Genomic DNA, 17,159 nt, shown 5'->3' with positions numbered 1-17,159 from the left:
CAAAACGCGAGTAAAGAAGTTGTGGGTCGGCGCACTCTTTCCGAGGGTCGTCCACTACCGCCAGGTAACCTCGTACCCGATGTCCGAGACAGCAGAAGAGACGGTTCACGAGCCGCTCCCCACGCAGACCCGCACCCTCACCGGATGGGGACGCACCGCGCCCACCACCGCGCAGGTGTTGTCCACGCCCGACGTCGAGCTGATCGCCAAGGCGGTCGCGCAGGTGGCGGAGCAGAACGAGTCCAAGCCGTCGCACCTGCGACGCGGTGTCATCGCGCGCGGCATGGGCCGCTCGTACGGTGACCCGGCGCAGAACGCGGGCGGACTCGTCGTCGACATGAACGCGCTGAAGCGGATCCACAACATTGACGCCAACACCCGTCTGGTGACGGTGGACGCCGGCGTCAACCTGGATCAGCTGATGCGTGCCGCGCTGCCGTTCGGCCTGTGGGTCCCGGTGTTGCCGGGCACCCGGCAGGTCACGGTCGGCGGCGCGATCGCGTCCGACATCCACGGCAAGAACCACCACAGCGCCGGCAGCTTCGGCAACCACGTGCGCTCGATGGACCTGCTCACCGCGGACGGTCAGATCCGCACCCTCACCCCGGGCGGCCGGAACGCGAAGCTGTTCTGGGCCACGGTCGGCGGCATGGGCCTGACCGGCATCATCCTCAAGGCCACGATCGAGATGACGCCGACGGAGACCGCGTACTTCATCGCGGACGGCGACGTCACCCACACGCTCGACGAGACCATCGCGCTGCACAGCGACGGCAGCGAGAACAATTACGACTACTCGAGCGCGTGGTTCGACGCCATCTCGCCCGAGCCCAAGCTCGGCCGGGCCGCGGTGTCCCGCGGCAGTCTCGCCAAGCTCGATCAGCTGCCTGCGAAGCTGCAGAAGAACCCGCTCAAGTTCGACGCGCCGACGCTGCTGACGTTCCCGGACATCTTCCCCAACGGGCTGGCGAACAAGTTCAACTTCTCGGCGATCGGCGAGGTCTGGTTCCGCAAGGCCGGCAACTACCGCGGCAAGGTGCAGAATCTGACGCAGTTCTACCACCCGCTCGACATGTTCGGTGAATGGAACCGCGCGTACGGCTCCAACGGATTCCTGCAGTACCAGTTCGTGGTGCCGCCGGAGGCCGTGGGCGAGTTCAAGCAGATCATCCGCGACATCCAGTCGTCGGGCCACTACTCGTTCCTCAACGTGTTCAAGCTGTTCGGCGAGGGCAACAAGGCGCCGCTGAGCTTCCCGATGGCCGGCTGGAACATCTGCGTCGACTTCCGGATCAAGCCGGGACTCAACGAGTTCGTCACCGAGCTCGACAAGCGGGTGCTCGAGTTCGGTGGCCGGCTGTACACCGCGAAGGACTCGCGGACCTCGGCCGAGACGTTCCACGCCATGTACCCCCGGATCGCCGAGTGGATCAAGGTCCGCCGATCCGTCGACCCCACAGGCGTTTTCGCCTCCGACATGTCCAGAAGGTTGGAACTGCAGTGATCAATGCCGTCGGCAACCCCCAGACCCTGCTCCTGCTCGGTGGCACGTCCGAGATCGGCCTGGCGATCTGCGAGGAGTACCTGAAGAAGGCCCCGCTGCGCGTGATTCTCGCTGCGCTGCCGAACGATCCGGGCCGCGACGCCGCGGTCGCCCAGATGAAGGCCGCGGGCGCCACCGAGGTCGACGTCATCGACTTCGACGCGCTCGACACCGAGAGCCACCCCAAGGTCGTCGACGAGGCGTGGTCCAAGGGCGACGTGGACGTCGCGATCGTGGCGTTCGCGCTCGACGGGGACGCCGAGGAGCTGTGGCAGAACCAGCGCAAGGCCGTGCTGGTCGCGAACGTCAACTACACCGCGTCGGTCTCGGTCGGCGTGCTGGTCGGCGAGAAGATGAAGGCACAGGGCTTCGGCCGCATCGTCGCGATGTCGTCGGTGGCCGGTGAGCGCGTCAAGCGGGCCAACTTCGTCTACGGCTCCACCAAGGCCGGCCTCGACGGCTTCTACCTGGGTCTGGGCGAGGCGCTGGCCCCGTTCGGCCCCAAGGTCACCGTCGTCCGTCCCGGCATGGTGCGCACCAAGTTCAGCGCGCACGTGAAGGAGGCGCCGCTGACGGTGAACAAGGAGGACGTGGCCGCGCTCGCGGTGTCGGCGTCCGACAAGGGCAAGGAAATCGTCTGGGCGCCGGGACCGTTCCGGTTCGTGATGATCGTGCTGCGGCACATCCCCCGCGCGATCTTCCGCAAGCTGCCCGTCTAGGAGCTTCCGACGCGAAGCGGCCCACCACGACGTGTCGTGGTGGGCCGCTTCGCGTTCCGGGGTCAGGCCGCGGATTTCCAGGCGGTACCCAACAGCATGATGTCGGTGACCGTGCGTTCGACGCCGTGCACCGTGGGCTCCCACGCGGTCAGGACCGCCGCCGGCCCCCAGAGAACGTAGGGCACGGTCCGGTTCGCGTACCGCTGGACGTCCCCGATCGCGTTTCGCTTGTCGTCGTCGGTGGGTGCCGTCTGCACCGCGCGCAGCAGACGATCCATCTCGGGGTCGGCGAATCCGGTCGCGTTGTTGCGCGAATCGCTGCCCATGCTGCCGTAGAGATTGACGAACGGCGCCTCCTCGCCGATCGGCGCACCGCCGCGGGTGAGGTCGAAGTCGTGGTCCCGGTACACCTTCCGAACCAGGTCGGTGGTGTCGGTCGCATAGTCGACGGTGACGTCGAAGCCGACGGACTGGAGCGCCGCCTGCACCGTCAGCGCGGTCGCCTGCTGGCCGGGGTCGTGGGTCGACAGGTACGAGATGTGCCCGTCGAATCCGTCCGCCTTCGCCTCGTCGAGCAGCTGCCGCGCCCGGTCCGGGTCGAACCGGATTCCCTCGGTCCCGCTGTACCACCGCGAGCCCTCGGGTACGAGTTCCGAACTGGCCGTTCCCAGCCCGGCGTTGGCGCGCTGGTCGATCGCCTCCGGGTCGACGCCGTACGCGATGGCCTGCCGCACCCGGACGTCGGCGCCCGGCCGCCCGGGCCGGCTGTTGATCACACCGATCCCGTTCTGGCCCGTGGGGCTCAGGAAGCCCGCGTATCCGTCCCCCAGCACCCGGCCGATGACCTGCTCGTCGCGCAGGATGTAGGTCATCTCGAACTGGCCGCTGCGCATGGACTCGTACTGCGCCTGGGCTCCGGCCGTGGGCAGGAAGCGCAGCGTGTCCAACGGGGGCCGCCCACCGATGTAGTCGTCCCGCGCGGTGAGCAGCAACTCCTCGCGGGGCGCGAACTTCGTCACCGTGAACGGTCCGGCGCCCACCGGAGAGAACGCCCCGTCCTTCTCCGAACCCACACCCACGATCATGCCCGCGCCCGTGCTCAGCAGCACCGGGAAGTCGCCCCAGGGGCGCTTCAACCCGAAGACGACGGTCCGATCGTCGGGTGTGTCGATCGCGTCCACGATGTTCGTCCACGTTTGGGACGCATCGGCTTTCGCGGCCACGAATCGCTCGATGCTCCACTTCACCGCGCGGGCGTCGAGCACACTGCCGTCGCTGAACCGGGTGCCGGGCCGCAGCGTGACGGTGTAGGTGTCGAGGTCGTCGCTGCTGTCGAGCGATTCCGCCAGCTGCGGCACGAAGGTGCGGCTGTCGAAGTCGTGGCGGACGAGGGTGTCGTAGATCGCCGCCATCTCGGTGCCGCCCGTCGACCCGGTCGCCTGCGTCCGCGCGGGATCGAGCACCGTCGGGAGCGAATAGGATCCGAACGTGAGCGAGCCGCCCGCAACGGGTTCGGCGGTGGCGCTCGGGGCGCCGACGTAGCCGGCCTGCCGCTGCGCGCCGTCCGCGGTGGCGTCCGCGTCGCCGCCCGCGCATCCCGCGAGCAGGACGGTGACCGCGGTGAGTGCACCCCACAACAGTCGAGAGGGCCGGAAGGTCGGGTTGCGCACGGTGTCCTCCGTTGTCGGATCGGTCGACTCATGAGTACGGTCCGCCCGCGACGAGCGGCGCGGACGGACCGTACGGAAAGCGTTGCGACTCAGATCTTCACGACCTTGGCGGTCGGGATGGGGTGCGAGTCCGCCTTGATCCAGCGCATCGCCCACGTGCCCTCGGTGTGGCCGTCGGTGCTGATCCAGTTCCCGTACCCGGGATCCTTGGCCGCGACCACGATCGTGAGCGTTCCGTCGTCGTTGAGTTTCGCGGTGTGGTTGTTGATGTAGATGTTCGCCCGGTGGTAGTCGAGCGACTCCACCCAGAAGTTCTGCAGCACGAAGTTGTAGTACTCGCAGTTGGGAATCTCGGTCTCGATCACCCACGCCTCGTCCTCGGCGAGCTTCCAATAGCCGTGGAAGTAGAAGATCGTCGGGTCGCCCCCGGCCTTCTGGAACTGCTCCTGGCCGCGGTCGAAAATCTCGTTGGCTTGCGGCATGAATTCCCGCGACCATTCGAGGAACGTCGCCGCCGAACCCTTCAGCATGCCGATCGCACGGTCGAAACGTTGCCCGAGTTCTTCCTCGGTCAGCGGAACGAACTCGCCGTCGGGATTCAAGCACTCGATCGACAGTTCGCCGGGCACTTCGTTGCGACGGTCCGCGTAGGTCTGCCGCACAGAAATCAGGTTGCTATCCGGAGCCATCGGCAGCCAAGCGGTGCCGTCGGCCGGCTTCTCCGTGCTCGCGATGAACTCGAAGCGGCCGTGCTGGTCGATCTCGAGGTCATGGATGTGGAGGTCCCCGGTCTGCAGCATGGTGCCGTCGATGTGGTACCGGTTGACGCGAGAGCCGAATGTGATCAGCGGGATGGTCCCGCGTGTGCCGCTGATCCGGTAGGTGTACTTACCGGAGATGTTGGCCCGCATGTAGATGTTGTCCGGGTTGTCCGCCCCGATCTTCGTCATCATGTTCGGGTTGGGCGCCGAGGTGAACTGAGGCCAGCGCGGATCGGTGTACTCGACGCAGTTGATGGTCGAGTAGCGCAGCAGACGTGAGAGGTAGCGCACCCCCTCGGCCTGCGTCAGCGGATCCTGCGGAACGATGGGGTCCGACAGGATCTGCCCGACGTCGAGCAGGTCGTTGCAGAACTTCTCCCAAGTGGCGTTCATCGTGAATTCCTATCCGTGGCAATGGTTCAGGGAAGGGCGAACTCGGCGTCGACCTCGGCGGCGGTGACGCCGAAATCCTCGAGCGAATACTTGTGCGACGGCCGCCGGTGGTCGGCGAGGCTCGCCTCGTGGGCGGCGGTGACGGCCCGGCGCGCCTCGTCGGAGAACGGCATGGCGAACTGCGCGTAGATCTTCTCGACCGTGCCGATCGGATCGGCCACGAAGTCGCGGTAATCGACGTCTATGAACTGCTCCGGGTTGTAGCGCTCCCGAGCCGCGTGGAAGTTCGCGTTGCCCCGCGCCCACAACTCCAGCTGGGTCCGTCCGATGGCCTCGCGGTCGAAGGCCCGCGACATGTCGTGCCCACCCTGCTCGACGAGACTGAATGTGGACGCCATGGACGTCCTCGGGTCGCGGAAGGTGCGAACGATCAACGCATCCGGGTAGACCTTCATGATCTCGTCGATCGCGAAGACGTGGCTGGGACTCTTGAGCACCCAGCGGCGGTCACGATCGTTCATGCCGATCAGCTGCAGATTCTTCTTGTGCCGCGCGTAGGTGCCGGTCCAGTCCTGCTGTGCCAGCCACTTCGTGTACGACGGCACGTACGCCACGGTCTCGAACGAGGTGGACAGGAGCGTCTGCTGGAGCAGCCGCCAGCACTCCTCCACCTCCTCGGCGCCCATGAAGTGGACCTTCATGAAGTCTGCCTCGTTCGCCTGCCGGGCGCGGTACAGAGCATCGGAGCGCTGGAAATCCGCGTTTGCCGGCCAGGTCTCGCGGGCCGGCCGCGGCTGCGGGGCCTCGGCCAGCCACATCTCGACGCCCTGATGCATCGGGTCGGCGCTGAGCAGCCGGTGCAGCGCGGTGGTGCCGGTGCGGGTCAACCCGCACATGAAGATCGGGCGCTCGATCGGAACGTCGACGTGCTCGGGGTACCTGGCGAAGCCGGTCTCACTGGCCAGCCGGCCGGCGAGGGCGCCGACGATCATCTTGCGCGCGATGACCTTCCCGCGCGGCGTCAGATCGGCTTCGCGTTCGAACGAATCCAGCAGGACCCGCAGACCCTCGAGGTACTCGTCGCTGCCGAAATCGTCGTGCCCGGCAACCTGCCGAGCTTCTGCGTGCAGGTCCTCGATGGAGCCGATTCCGTCGTAATCCTGGGTCATTCTTGCATCCTTGGGAAGAGTCGGTCAGTGATGGGCGTGGCCGCAGTTGACATCAAGGCACTGCCCGGTGATCGCGCGGGCCAGGTCCGAGGCGAGGAACACCACCGCGTTCGCGATGTCGTCGGGTTCGGGCAGCCGACGCAGGTCCGTGCCCGCGGCGATCTCCGCGTACACCACGGAGGGTTCGACGCCACGCTGCTGAGCTTGCTTCTCGACCATCCGCTTCACCCGGTCAGCCCAGATGTAACCCGGGGCGACGGAGTTCACTCGCACGCCCATCGGTCCCAACTCGACCGAGAGACTGCGGGCCAGGGCGAGCAACCCGGACTTCTGTACCCGGTATGCACCGAAGTTCGGCAACTGGTTCCGAAGTACCATCGAGTTGATCATCACGACCGAACCTTGGGCTCGCTCCAGTGCGGGTGACAGCTTGCGGGTCAGGTTCAGCGCCGACAGCAGGTTGATGTCCAAACCCTGCCGCACAGTATCGAATTCGGCGTCGAGCAGTCGCTCGTGTGGCGGCTGGACGAACGCGTTGTGCACCACGGTATCGACGGTGCCGAATTCGGCGAGGGCGGACTCGACGAGGTTTGTCACCGATGCGTCGTCGGTGAGGTCGGTCGGAACCGAGATGGCCGTGCCCCCCAAGTCCCGGATCTCGCCGGCGACTTCGGTCAGCCGGGCCTCGGTCCGTGCCGCCAGGACGACCTTGGCGCCGGCGAGTGCCCCGCGAACAGCGACGGATCTACCCAGACCCGTGCCGACACCCGATACAACGACGACCTTGCCGTCGAGGAGTGCCGGCATCGCGGTCGTACTTCCACCGGTGATCGTCATACCCGTGCCTCCGGGTCGATCACGACACTGAGCGCGACAATCTTTCCGCTGTCGTCGAACTCGAACAGGTCGCTGGCAAGGAACGCGGACATGCCTTCTCGCTGAACCCGAACCTGCATCGCGGCGTACCGGCCGGAAACGACAATCGGCGAGTACCTGCTCACCGTGAAGTCCACCGCCGCATTCTTCTCGTCGAACGCGCGGATCTCGTCGAGTCCCCGGAAGGTCTGTACGCCGAGCGGTTCGTGCTGGACCGCGCCCTCCGCGAACAGGCCGACGAGCTTGTCGACGTCGTGGTTGCTCAGGTGCTCGACGTACGACTCGAGCACTGCGCATATCTCACTTCGGCTGGGCACAAACTTCTCCTTCGACTTTGTTGGCTGCGATTCGGTGCGGCACGATCGGTGTCAGTCGATGACGCCGCGCCGACGGAGCAGCTCGACGATCCGGTCGGCAGCCTCCTCGGGCGAGACGTCCGTGGTGTCGATACGGATCTCCGGAGACGCGGGTTCCTCGTACGGGGAGTCGACGCCGGTGAAGTTGGCGAGCTCGCCGCGTCGGGCCTTCTTGTAGAGACCCTTGGGATCGCGCTCCTCGGTGACCTCGAGCGGAGCGTCGACGAACACCTCGCAGAACAGGTCCGGCCCGAGCAGCTCACGGGCCGCGTCGCGCTCGGCCCGGAACGGCGAGATGAACGACGCGAGCACGATCAGCCCCGCATCGGCCATCAACCGGGCGACCTCGGTGACCCGGCGGATGTTCTCGACCCGGTCGACCTCGGTGAAGCCGAGGTCGCGGCCCAGTCCGTGCCGGACGTTGTCGCCGTCGAGCAGGTAGGTGTGGCAGCCGAGTCCGTACAGTCGCCGTTCGAGTTCGTTCGCGATGGTCGACTTGCCGGCGCCCGAGAGTCCGGTGAACCAGAGGACCTGCGGTCGATGACCCTTGAGCGACGAGCGCGCCTCCGCGTTCACGTCGACGGCCTGCCAGTGGATATTGTCCGATCGCCGCAGCGAGTGCCGGATCATTCCGGCGCCGACGGTGGTGTTGGTCAGCCGGTCGATCAGGATGAAGCCGCCGGTGTCGCGGTTGTCCACATAGGGGTCGAACGGCACGGGCCGGTCGAAGCTGATGTTGCACACGCCGATCTCGTTGAGCGCCAGCGTGTTGGTGGCGGTCTGCTCGAGCGTGTTGACGTTGACCTTGTACTTGGGCCGGGTGATCCGGGCCTGCACGGTGACGGTGCCGATCTGGCACACGTACGGGCGCTCGGGGAGCATGTCGTGCTCGCCCATCCACACCAGTTGCGCCTCGAACTGGTCGGCCACGCACGGGAGCGCGTCGGCGCCGGCGAGGACGTCGCCGCGGCTGACGTCGATCTCGTCGGCCAGGGTGACGGTGACCGACCGTCCGGCCACCGCCTCGTCGAGGTCGCCGTCCATCGTCACGATCCGCTCGACGGTCGATTCGCGGCCGCTGGGCAGTGCCCGGACGCGGTCACCCGGACGCAGGACGCCACTGACGATCCGGCCCGAGAACCCACGGAAGTCGAGGTCCGGCCGGTTCACCCACTGCACGGGCATCCGGAAGGGCGCGGCCTGGTCGGCGTCGTCGATCTCGACGGTCTCGAGGTGATCGATCAGCGTCGGACCGGAGTACCACGGGGTGTTGGGGCTGGGCGCAGTGAGGTTGTCGCCCATGTACGCCGACATCGGGATCGGCACGACGTGCGTGAGGCCGATCTCGGCCGCGAACGTCGCGTACTCGGCAGCGATGCGCTCGAAGACCTCCTGCGAGTAGTCGACGAGGTCGAGCTTGTTCACCGCCAGCACCACGTGCCGGATGCCCAGCAGCGACACCAGGTACGAGTGCCGGCGGGTCTGCGTGAGAACCCCCTTGCGGGCGTCGATCAGGATCACGGCCAGGTCGGCCGTCGAGGCGCCGGTGACCATGTTGCGCGTGTACTGCTCGTGACCGGGGGTGTCGGCGACGACGAACTTGCGGCGCTCGGTGGTGAAGTATCGGTAGGCGACGTCGATGGTGATGCCCTGCTCGCGCTCGGCGGCGAGTCCGTCGACCAGCAGCGCGAAGTCCAGGCCCTCGCCCTGGGTGCCGACCTTCTTCGAGTCGCTCTCGAGCGCGCTGAGCTGGTCCTCGAACACCAGCTTCGACTCGTACAGCAGCCGCCCGATGAGGGTGGACTTGCCGTCGTCGACGCTGCCGCACGTGATGAAACGCAGCATGGACTTGGTCGCGTGCCGGGCGAGGTACTGCTCGATGTCGTCGGCGATCAGGTTGGACGCGTGGGTCATCAGAAGTAGCCCTCCTGCTTCTTCTTCTCCATCGAGGCGCTGCTGTCGTGGTCGATCACGCGGCCCTGGCGTTCGGACGTCGTGGTGAGCAGCATTTCCTGGATGACCTCGGTGAGGGTCGAGGCGGTCGATTCGACGGCGCCGGTAAGGGGATAGCAGCCGAGCGTCCGGAAGCGCACACTGCGCATCTCGGGAATCTCACCGGGACGCAACGGCATTCGGTCGTCATCGACCATGATGAGGGTGCCGTCCCGCTCGACGACGGGCCGCTTCGCGGCGAAGTAAAGCGGCACGATCGGGATGTCCTCCTGTCGGATGTACTCCCAGACGTCGAGCTCGGTCCAGTTCGACAGCGGGAACACCCGCAGCGTCTCGCCGGGCGACTTGCGGACGTTGTACATGTGCCACAGCTCGGGGCGCTGCCGCTTGGGATCCCACCGGTGCTCGGCCGAGCGCACCGAGAAGACGCGCTCCTTCGCGCGGGACTTCTCCTCGTCGCGGCGGGCACCGCCGAACGCGGCGTCGAACTTGTGGAGGTCGAGAGCCTGCTTGAGCCCCTCGGTCTTCCACATGTCGGTGTGCGTCGACGAACCGTGCGTGAACGGGTTGATCCCCTTCTCGACGCACTCCGGGTTCTGGTGCACCAGAAGATCGAAATCACCTGCGGCAGCGGACTCGTCGCGCAGCTTGTACATTTCCTTGAACTTCCACGTCGTGTCGACGTGCAGAAGCGGGAACGGCAGTCGGGACGGGTAGAACGCCTTGCGGGCCAGGTGCAGCATCACCGCGCTGTCCTTGCCAACCGAATACAGCATCACGGGGTTCTCACTTCCCGCGACGGCCTCCCGCATGATGTGGATGCTCTCGGCCTCGAGTCTCTCGAGGTGAGTCAGCGCACGTGTCATCGTGCAAGTACCTCCAGTGCTTTGCCCGCCAGCTCGGGGCGGCAGATCAACAGATCGGGCAACCAGGGATTGGCCTGGTTGTAGACGAGTTCGGACCCGTCGATACGTGAAACATGAAGTCCGGCAGCGCGAGCCACGGCGACGGGCGCCGCCGAGTCCCACTCGTACTGACCGCCGGAATGGGCGTAGACGTCGACGTCACCGCGCACCACGGCCATCGCCTTCGCGCCGGCCGAGCCCATCTCGACCAACTCGGCGTCGAGCGCCGCCGCCAGCGCCATGACCGGTTCCGGACGCCGGGTGCGGCTGACGACGACGCGCGGCACGGTGGGCAGCGGCGGCAGGTCGACCGGACCGTCGAGCGTCGAGTACGTGGTCTCCGCCGCCGGAACGGCGACGGCACCGACGGTGAGCACGCCGCGTTCGACGAGAGCGACGTGGACCGCCCAGTCACTGCGGTCCGGTTCCCCGAACTCCCGGGTCCCGTCGAGCGGATCGACGATCCACACCCGGTCGGCATCGAGCCGCGCGTGGTCGTCGGCGCCCTCCTCGGAGAGCACCGCGTCGTGGGGGAACCGCTCGCGCAGGGCCGCGGTGATGAACTCGTGACTCCGCCGGTCCCCCGCCGCCCGGATCTCCGCCGCGTCGACGCCGGGACGGGACAGGTCCTCCCGGAGCCCGAGCAGCAGTCGTCCTGCCGCCGTGGCGATCTCGGCGGCCGCGAAGTGATCCGAGTCGGATCGCGGGCCGGCGCCCAGGGTGGTGTGGGTCACGGCACGATTGTTCATGCGAGTGACTGTAACCACAGAATGAACAATGTTCAATCCCAAAACGAACATTGTTCATTCTTGGTGGGAGGGGACGCGCCCGGCTACGGTGTTGCGGTGGGTGCATCGAGCGGAGGGTCGATCTACGGCGACGCGGAGGCCCGGCGGCGCCGGACGCTCGACGCTGCCGCGGCGTTGTTGGACGAGGGCGGCTACTCCGCGCTGACCATCCGTTCCGTCGCGAAGCGGGCCGGCACGAGCACCGGCCTCATCTACCAGTACTTCTCCGACAAGCAGGACATCTTCATGGCCCTCCTCGACGAGAACATCGTCGAGTCGACCCGCGCCGTCGCGGCACTTCCCCGGGACCGGGGACTCATCGCCCTGATCGCCGCGATCATCGACGAGTCCGCGCGCCGCTGGGGACGTGTGGGCCGCATGTCCCAGATATGGCGCGACGCCGAAGGGGCCGCCGACACGGAGCGACAGTCGCTGCGCGAGGTGCACCACTCCGGGGCGCAGTACGACGCGGCCGTCCTGGCGGCCGTCACCGAGGCCGCCGCGCACGAGGGACGGGTGCTGCGGGACGACGCCGCCGTACTCCCGTTCCTGCTGTCCGGAATGCAGGGTGTGGCCGCCAGCATCGTGCAGGACTGGGCGTCGCATCTCGACCGTGACGAGTTCGCGCAGTTCTCGGCGGCCGCACTGGCGCGCGCCATCACCGCACCCGAATCCAGCGAACCAGGCTCCGCCGCAATCGATTCCGCGGCAACCCGTGCCGCGGCGTCGCGGGACTGACGAAACTTACTGCAGCGCCCGCAGACTCGCCGACCGGCCCGCGATCGGGAACGGGTTCAGCGCGCCGCCTCCCACGCCGCCGACACGGTGCGGATCCCCGTGACGAGCGCGAGCGGCTGGTCGATCATCGTGTGATGGCCGGCGTCGGGGATCTCGGTGACGACGGCCGCCGGCCCGAATCGTTCCCGCATCTGCTCCATCAGTGTGTCCGGGACGATCCCGTGCTGCGCCCGGAAGTACGCGAGGGGACAACGCGGTCGCGCCACCGCCAACGTGTCACCGCCGGATCGGGCGAAGACCGCCGGATCGAACTTCCACGACCACCCGCCGTCGACCGCGGTCAGGGACGTCTCGGCGACGTGTTCGCGTACGCCCGGCACGGCCGTCTCCTGGGGCGGCACGAATCGGAACCGGGCCAGCGCCTCCTCCCGCGTCGGGTACACCTTCTTGGGTCCGAACGCGGCCTGGCGCCGGGCCGCCTCCTCCTCGGGTGTGCGCTGACGGATCGGCGAGTCGATGATCTGCACGCCCGCCAGCCGGTCGCCGTACAGGTGCGCCGCGACGAACGAGACGATGCCGCCCATGCTGTGTCCGACGACCACCGGCGCACCCGCGATGCCCGACGCCGCCGCCACCTCGACGATCTCGAGTGCCCACCGGTCGAGCGTGTAGTGCTCCCGGGTCCCGCTGTCGCCGTGGCCGCTGAGGTCGAGCGCGACGACGCGGCGATCCGTCGCCAACTGCGGACCGATGTGGTCCCACCACCGCGAGTGGGCTGCGCCGCCGTGGACGAGCACGAGTCCCGGCCGGCGGGACGGACCCCATGCCCGGAACCGGATGGTGGCGCCGTCCACCTCGACCTCACCCGTGTCCGCGGGCACCGCCAGCGCGTCCCGGAACCACTGCGGCGTCTGTCCGTGCTCGTCACTCATTCCTCGAACCTACTGAAGCCCGGTCCGGGGTCGGCGCCCAAGTAAGCTCGGGCCGTGTCGCAATCAGGTGCAGCTCCTCTCGCAGCGTCGCGAGTCGCTCCTGCCCGACTGGCCGGCGGTACCGCTGTCGAGATGATCCTCGGGGCCGTCGTGGCCGCGATCGTCGCGGCGGTGGGGCTGTTCGCCTTCGGCCGGGTGTCGTGGCCGGCGTTCCCGTCGTCGAACGTCACGCAGGCCGTCACCACGGTGGGCCAGGTCGTCACGATCGCAGTACTTGCGTTGTGTGTCGTACTCTTCCGCGCCCGACGGTGGATGCGGGCGGCGACCGTGCTGTCGTGGGCGGGAATCTCGGGATTCGTGACGGTGACGCTCGGGATGCCGCTGAGCGCGACCAAGCTGTATCTGCACGGCATCTCGGTCGACCAGGAGTTCCGTACCGAATACCTCACGCGGCTCACCGATTCCGCGGCCCTGCACGACATGACGTATGCCGATCTGCCGCCCTACTACCCGGCGGGCTGGTTCTGGATCGGCGGACGGATCGCCAACCTCCTCGGCATGGACGGGTGGGAGGCCTTCAAGCCGTACGCCATCGCGTCGGTGGCGGTCGCGGCCGTTCTCGCTCTGGTGTTGTGGACCAGGCTGATTCGCACGGACCGAGCCGTCGTCGTGGCGCTCGTGACCGCCGCGCTGGTCGTCGCGTACGGCTCCGCCGAACCGTACGGCGCCGTCATCGCGGTCCTCGTCCCCCCGGTGCTGGTGCTGGCCTGGGGTGGTCTGCACCGGCCGGAACGGACCGGACGCGGCGGCTGGGGCGCCGTCGCCGGTACCGGCGTGTTCCTGGGTGTGGCCGCCGCCTTCTACACGCTGTACCTGGGTCTGACGGCGTTCGCCGTCACGCTCATGGCCGTCGTGGCGGCAGGCCTCGCGGTCCGTGCGCGGGGAACGTGGCGGGCCGCGGTCGATCCGCTCCTGCGGCTGGTGGTCGTCGCCGCGATCGCCGGCGCCGTCGCGCTCACCGTGTGGCTGCCCTATCTGCTCGAGGCGCTGCGCGGATCGCCCGCCGTGAGCGGGACCGCCACCCACTACCTTCCGGACGCCGGTGCGCACCTGCCGCTGCCGATGTTCCAGTTCTCCATCGCCGGGGCGCTGTGCCTGCTGGGCACCGTCTGGTTGGTCAGCCGGGCGACGTCGTCGCGGCGCGCGCAGGCGCTCGGGATCGGTGTGGTCGCGATCTACCTGTGGTCGCTGATGTCGATGGCGTTCACCGTCCTCGGCGGGACCCTGCTCTCGTTCCGCCTGGAACCGGTGCTCATCCTGCTGCTCGGTACCGCGGGCGTGTTCGGGTTCTTCGACTTCGCCCGCTGGATCGTGCTCGCGACCAGCGAGAATCCGCGGGTCAAGGCCTCGATCGTCGTGGTCGGGCTGGCCGGGCTGATCGGGTTCGCCCAGAACATCCCGCAGGTCCTCTCGAACGACATCACCGTCGCCTACACCGATACCGACGGGGACGGCAATCGCGCGGACAAGCGCGCGCCGGGCGCTGCCGCGTACTACGGCGACGTCGACCGGATCATTTTCGAGCGGCGCCCGGGCGAACGCCACGACACGGTCGTGCTCACCTCGGACACGAGCTTCCTCAGTTACTACCCGTACTACGGATTCCAGGCGCTGACGTCGCACTACGCGAACCCGCTGGCGCAGTTCCGAGAGCGCTCCGCCGCGATCGAGAGCTGGACCGAGTTCGAGTCCCCGGACCAGCTGGTGGCCGCGCTCGACGCCCTGCCCTGGCGCGCCCCCGACGTGTTCGTCTTCCGCAAGAGCGCCGACGGCTACACGCTCCGCCTCGCCGAGGACGTCTACCCGAACGACCCGAACGTCCGCCGCTACAGCATCACGTTCCCGGCCGAACTGTTCGACGACCCCCGATTCACTCTCGACGAGGTGGGACCGTTCGTGGTCGTCACGCGCAACGGTTGAGTCAGACGAGGTGGTGGCGGTCGGCCCGACTGACCGTCACCGCCGCCACTGCCACGCCGACGACGACGCCGATCAGGGTGTCGAGGATGCGGGTCATGCCGGCCTCGGGGGAGATCGGCGCGGTGAAGCCCGTCAACAGCAGCGCCATGGGGGTGACCGCGAGCGTCGTGATCCCGTAGTTCACCAGGACCATGAGCTCGGCGGCGATCTGGAGCAGCACGACGGCGATCACCGCCTGCCAGTATCCCAGGGACGCCGCGACCAGCACCGCGGCGAGGGCCGCACCGCCGACGTTGCCGAGCAGTCGCTGGATGCCCCGCTGGACGGTGTGGGTGAAGTTGAGACCCTGCAGCGCCGCCATTGCGCCCATCGACGCCCACAGCGGGTGCTCGAGTCCGCACGCCACCGCCACCCAGCCCGCACCGGCGGACGCGAGCGCGACGCGAACCGCGGTGTGACGCAGCGCCGACGACGACAGATTGGCGCGCGCCGTCCGTACCAGCCGCGTCGGCGCCGGCAGTTCGGTGCGTCGCGTGGGACGGTCCCCGACCCCGCCGAGCACGCTGGCCCGCTTGAGCTTTCGCAGTTCCTTCTCGTGGCCGGCGATGTCGCGCAACGGAACGGGATCACCGTCGACGGTCCACACGTCGATCGCCTCGTCCGCCGCGTCCAACAGCTCCGCCAGGTCCTTGCCGTGCCCGTGACGTGCACGCGACCGTCCGCTGGCCGCAAGCACTTCCCGCGCACGAGCGAGAGCCGCGCGTGCCGCCGGGACACCCTCGGTGCCCGCGCGTTCGAGTCCCCCCACGGCGACGAGTGCACGCGCCGCCGCCAGGCGCGCCGGCCCCAACGGAAGCACGAGGGCGGGCAGCATCGCGGCGACCCAGCCGACGACGACGCCCGCCGCAGCCGCCACTGTCACCGAGACGACATCACCCGACGCCGACGAGTAACCGGCCGCACCGGTCGCCGCGAAGATCAGAATCACGGGGCCGGGGCCGGTCAGTTGGAAGGCGTTCATGTAGGCCGCCGCCACACCGGCCGCGAGAGACAACACGCCGATGAGGGCCGCCGTGGGCAGCGCCGCCGCGCCCAGCACGCCGCCGAACGCGACGAAGACGAGGAGGGCGGCCCCGACGAGTGTCAGCTTGCCCGCGAGCCGCGGATAGGGCTCGTATCGACCGAAGGCCGACGCCAGCGCACCCAGCGCCGCGAAGCCGGCCAGCTCCCGGTAGCCGAGCAGCCCGCCGGCGACCAGGACCACTGCCGTCGCCAGCCCCACCCGAAGCGCCGGCGCGATGGTGGCATCCGCCCGCCCCAGATCGAACGCCCGACGCCACGTCCGCGGCGCCACGGTGTGCGCGAGCGCGGTGCGCGCGTGCTCGAGGCGGGTGGGATCGGACGTGTCGAGTGCAGTCACTCGCCCCAGTGTACGCCTAGTAGTTCACCGGTAAAATACCTATGAACAGAAATCTGCCGACGGCTAGGATGGGCAGGTGGATTCGACCGGCAGCCGTGATCGCGACTTCATCGACAAGGTTCGTGGGGAATGGGCGCAGTCGTATCCGGAGGTGGACACCGCGCCGATCGAGATCATCGGCCGGATCACTCGTATCAGTTCGCAGGCGCTGCACCAGCTCGAGCGTGCTCTCGCTCCGAGCGGTGTGTCCCGCGCCGAGTTCGAAGTGCTGTGCGCGCTCGCGCGAAGCGACCGTCCCCTGCGGGCCAGCGAGGTCACCGCCGTGACGATGGTCAGCGGCGCCGCGACGACCAAGCACGCGGATCGCCTGGTGAAGCTCGGCCTTGTCGAACGTCAGCGGTTCGAACGGGACGGCCGCGTGGTGCTTCTGCAGGTCACGGACGCCGGCCGCGAGCTGGTCGATCGCGAGCTCCCGCAACGGGTCGAGCGCGACAGCCGGCTGCTGGACGGCCTGGACCAGGACGAACGCGCAGAACTCGCCCGGCTGCTCCGGCGGATCACTCGCAACAGCGACGACGCGGACCGCAGCTGATCGCCGGCCGGGTCCAACCCGGCGGAACGAACCCTGCGCGGCCCGAAGCGGGCGGCGTGGGCCCCGGCAGCCCCGGCACGGGCGACAAAAAACATGCGGAAACGCCGAAGGCCCCCACCAGAATGGTGGGGGCCTTCGGGAAAGGATGTTCGGCGGTGTCCTACTCTCCCACACCCTGTCGAGTGCAGTACCATCGGCGCTGGAGGGCTTAGCTTCCGGGTTCGGAATGGGACCGGGCGTTTCCCCTCCGCTATGGCCGCCGTAACTCTATGAAACTGTCACACATTCAACTCCCCGCCCGAACCATCCACCGGCTGCTGCCGGGCATGGTGGGGGTGAATGGTATCTGTGTGTTGTTTCAGAT

Annotated in this window: 15 protein-coding genes and 1 rRNA gene; 5 read left to right on the top strand and 11 right to left on the bottom strand. The window is 68.1% G+C overall.

Features of this window, described 5'->3' with window-relative positions:
• Positions 1–79 precede the first annotated feature (79 nt).
• Complete coding sequence (locus E7742_RS19680; RefSeq protein ID WP_137800480.1) at positions 80–1,504, top strand: FAD-binding oxidoreductase; 1,425 nt, start codon at positions 80–82, stop codon at positions 1,502–1,504.
• Positions 1,501–2,262: a decaprenylphospho-beta-D-erythro-pentofuranosid-2-ulose 2-reductase gene (locus tag E7742_RS19675; RefSeq protein ID WP_137800479.1), complete on the top strand. Its 762-nt coding sequence runs from the start codon at positions 1,501–1,503 to the stop codon at positions 2,260–2,262. The genes E7742_RS19680 and E7742_RS19675 overlap by 4 nt, the downstream gene beginning before the upstream one ends.
• 62 nt (positions 2,263–2,324) lie before the next feature.
• Here the strand turns inward: E7742_RS19675 and E7742_RS19670 are convergent, their stop codons facing one another.
• The 8 genes from E7742_RS19670 to E7742_RS19635 all read right to left on the bottom strand — a co-directional run bounded on the left by E7742_RS19670 (position 2,325) and on the right by E7742_RS19635 (position 11,094).
• The gene (locus E7742_RS19670; RefSeq protein ID WP_137800478.1) at positions 2,325–3,932 is read right to left on the bottom strand and encodes an ABC transporter substrate-binding protein; all 1,608 of its coding nucleotides are present in this window, start codon (positions 3,930–3,932) and stop codon (positions 2,325–2,327) included.
• Between the two features lie 89 nt (positions 3,933–4,021).
• Positions 4,022–5,086 carry a DUF1214 domain-containing protein gene (locus E7742_RS19665; protein ID WP_137800477.1) on the bottom strand — a complete coding sequence of 355 codons (1,065 nt, stop codon included), beginning with the start codon at positions 5,084–5,086 and terminating at the stop codon, positions 4,022–4,024.
• Between the two features lie 26 nt (positions 5,087–5,112).
• Entirely contained in the window at positions 5,113–6,255 is a 1,143-nt protein-coding gene (locus tag E7742_RS19660; RefSeq protein WP_137800476.1) for a sulfotransferase family protein, read from the bottom strand.
• Positions 6,256–6,279: 24 nt separating this feature from the next.
• Positions 6,280–7,092 carry an SDR family oxidoreductase gene (locus E7742_RS19655; protein ID WP_137800475.1) on the bottom strand — a complete coding sequence of 271 codons (813 nt, stop codon included), beginning with the start codon at positions 7,090–7,092 and terminating at the stop codon, positions 6,280–6,282.
• Positions 7,089–7,448 carry a nuclear transport factor 2 family protein gene (locus E7742_RS19650; RefSeq protein ID WP_137800474.1) on the bottom strand — a complete coding sequence of 120 codons (360 nt, stop codon included), beginning with the start codon at positions 7,446–7,448 and terminating at the stop codon, positions 7,089–7,091. The genes E7742_RS19655 and E7742_RS19650 overlap by 4 nt, the downstream gene beginning before the upstream one ends.
• 51 nt (positions 7,449–7,499) lie before the next feature.
• Positions 7,500–9,401, bottom strand: coding sequence for a sulfate adenylyltransferase subunit CysN (gene cysN / locus E7742_RS19645; protein WP_137800473.1), 1,902 nt, complete (start codon positions 9,399–9,401; stop codon positions 7,500–7,502).
• On the bottom strand, positions 9,401–10,306 hold the full coding sequence (gene cysD, locus E7742_RS19640) for a sulfate adenylyltransferase subunit CysD (protein ID WP_137800472.1): 906 nt from the start codon (positions 10,304–10,306) through the stop codon (positions 9,401–9,403). Before cysD ends, cysN begins: the two co-directional genes overlap by 1 nt.
• On the bottom strand, positions 10,303–11,094 hold the full coding sequence (locus tag E7742_RS19635; RefSeq protein WP_137800471.1) for a 3'(2'),5'-bisphosphate nucleotidase CysQ: 792 nt from the start codon (positions 11,092–11,094) through the stop codon (positions 10,303–10,305). The genes cysD and E7742_RS19635 overlap by 4 nt, the downstream gene beginning before the upstream one ends.
• 96 nt (positions 11,095–11,190) lie before the next feature.
• Here E7742_RS19635 and E7742_RS19630 point away from each other — a divergent pair, with 96 nt between their 5' ends.
• Positions 11,191–11,871, top strand: a complete 681-nt coding sequence (locus E7742_RS19630) for a TetR/AcrR family transcriptional regulator (RefSeq protein WP_137800470.1) — start codon at positions 11,191–11,193, stop codon at positions 11,869–11,871.
• Between the two features lie 56 nt (positions 11,872–11,927).
• On the opposite strand, the gene E7742_RS19625 is transcribed toward E7742_RS19630, so the two are convergent.
• Positions 11,928–12,803 (bottom strand): alpha/beta fold hydrolase, encoded by an 876-nt coding sequence (locus E7742_RS19625; protein ID WP_137800469.1) that lies wholly within the window; start codon positions 12,801–12,803, stop codon positions 11,928–11,930.
• A 132-nt stretch (positions 12,804–12,935) separates the two neighbouring features.
• On the opposite strand from E7742_RS19625, the gene E7742_RS19620 reads away from it, so the two are divergent.
• The gene (locus E7742_RS19620; RefSeq protein WP_137800468.1) at positions 12,936–14,783 is read left to right on the top strand and encodes a galactan 5-O-arabinofuranosyltransferase; all 1,848 of its coding nucleotides are present in this window, start codon (positions 12,936–12,938) and stop codon (positions 14,781–14,783) included.
• 1 nt (position 14,784) lies between these two features.
• Here the strand turns inward: E7742_RS19620 and E7742_RS19615 are convergent, their stop codons facing one another.
• Positions 14,785–16,203 carry an FUSC family protein gene (locus E7742_RS19615; protein ID WP_137800467.1) on the bottom strand — a complete coding sequence of 473 codons (1,419 nt, stop codon included), beginning with the start codon at positions 16,201–16,203 and terminating at the stop codon, positions 14,785–14,787.
• 76 nt (positions 16,204–16,279) lie between these two features.
• On the opposite strand from E7742_RS19615, the gene E7742_RS19610 reads away from it, so the two are divergent.
• Complete coding sequence (locus E7742_RS19610; protein ID WP_137800466.1) at positions 16,280–16,795, top strand: MarR family winged helix-turn-helix transcriptional regulator; 516 nt, start codon at positions 16,280–16,282, stop codon at positions 16,793–16,795.
• 147 nt (positions 16,796–16,942) lie between these two features.
• On the opposite strand, the gene rrf is transcribed toward E7742_RS19610, so the two are convergent.
• Positions 16,943–17,059 (bottom strand): 5S ribosomal RNA (gene rrf, locus E7742_RS19605).
• Positions 17,060–17,159: the final 100 nt, after the last annotated feature.

It is taken from the genome of Rhodococcus sp. SGAir0479, from assembly GCF_005484805.1.
Taxonomy (GTDB): domain Bacteria; phylum Actinomycetota; class Actinomycetes; order Mycobacteriales; family Mycobacteriaceae; genus Prescottella.
Note: the sequence above shows the minus strand (reverse complement) of the source record. Positions and strands in the feature narration are given on the sequence as shown.

Bases quoted from the DNA above. Each gene is read 5' to 3' on its own strand.
- cysD (WP_137800472.1), bottom strand. From the start codon at position 10,306: ATGACACGTGCGCTGACTCACCTCGAGAGACTCGAGGCCGAGAGCATC.
- E7742_RS19680 (WP_137800480.1), top strand. From the start codon at position 80: ATGTCCGAGACAGCAGAAGAGACGGTTCACGAGCCGCTCCCCACGCAG.
- E7742_RS19660 (WP_137800476.1), bottom strand. From the start codon at position 6,255: ATGACCCAGGATTACGACGGAATCGGCTCCATCGAGGACCTGCACGCA.
- E7742_RS19625 (WP_137800469.1), bottom strand. From the start codon at position 12,803: ATGAGTGACGAGCACGGACAGACGCCGCAGTGGTTCCGGGACGCGCTG.
- E7742_RS19620 (WP_137800468.1), top strand. From the start codon at position 12,936: ATGATCCTCGGGGCCGTCGTGGCCGCGATCGTCGCGGCGGTGGGGCTG.
- E7742_RS19635 (WP_137800471.1), bottom strand. From the start codon at position 11,094: ATGAACAATCGTGCCGTGACCCACACCACCCTGGGCGCCGGCCCGCGA.
- cysN (WP_137800473.1), bottom strand. From the start codon at position 9,401: ATGACCCACGCGTCCAACCTGATCGCCGACGACATCGAGCAGTACCTC.
- E7742_RS19655 (WP_137800475.1), bottom strand. From the start codon at position 7,092: ATGACGATCACCGGTGGAAGTACGACCGCGATGCCGGCACTCCTCGAC.
- E7742_RS19665 (WP_137800477.1), bottom strand. From the start codon at position 5,086: ATGAACGCCACTTGGGAGAAGTTCTGCAACGACCTGCTCGACGTCGGG.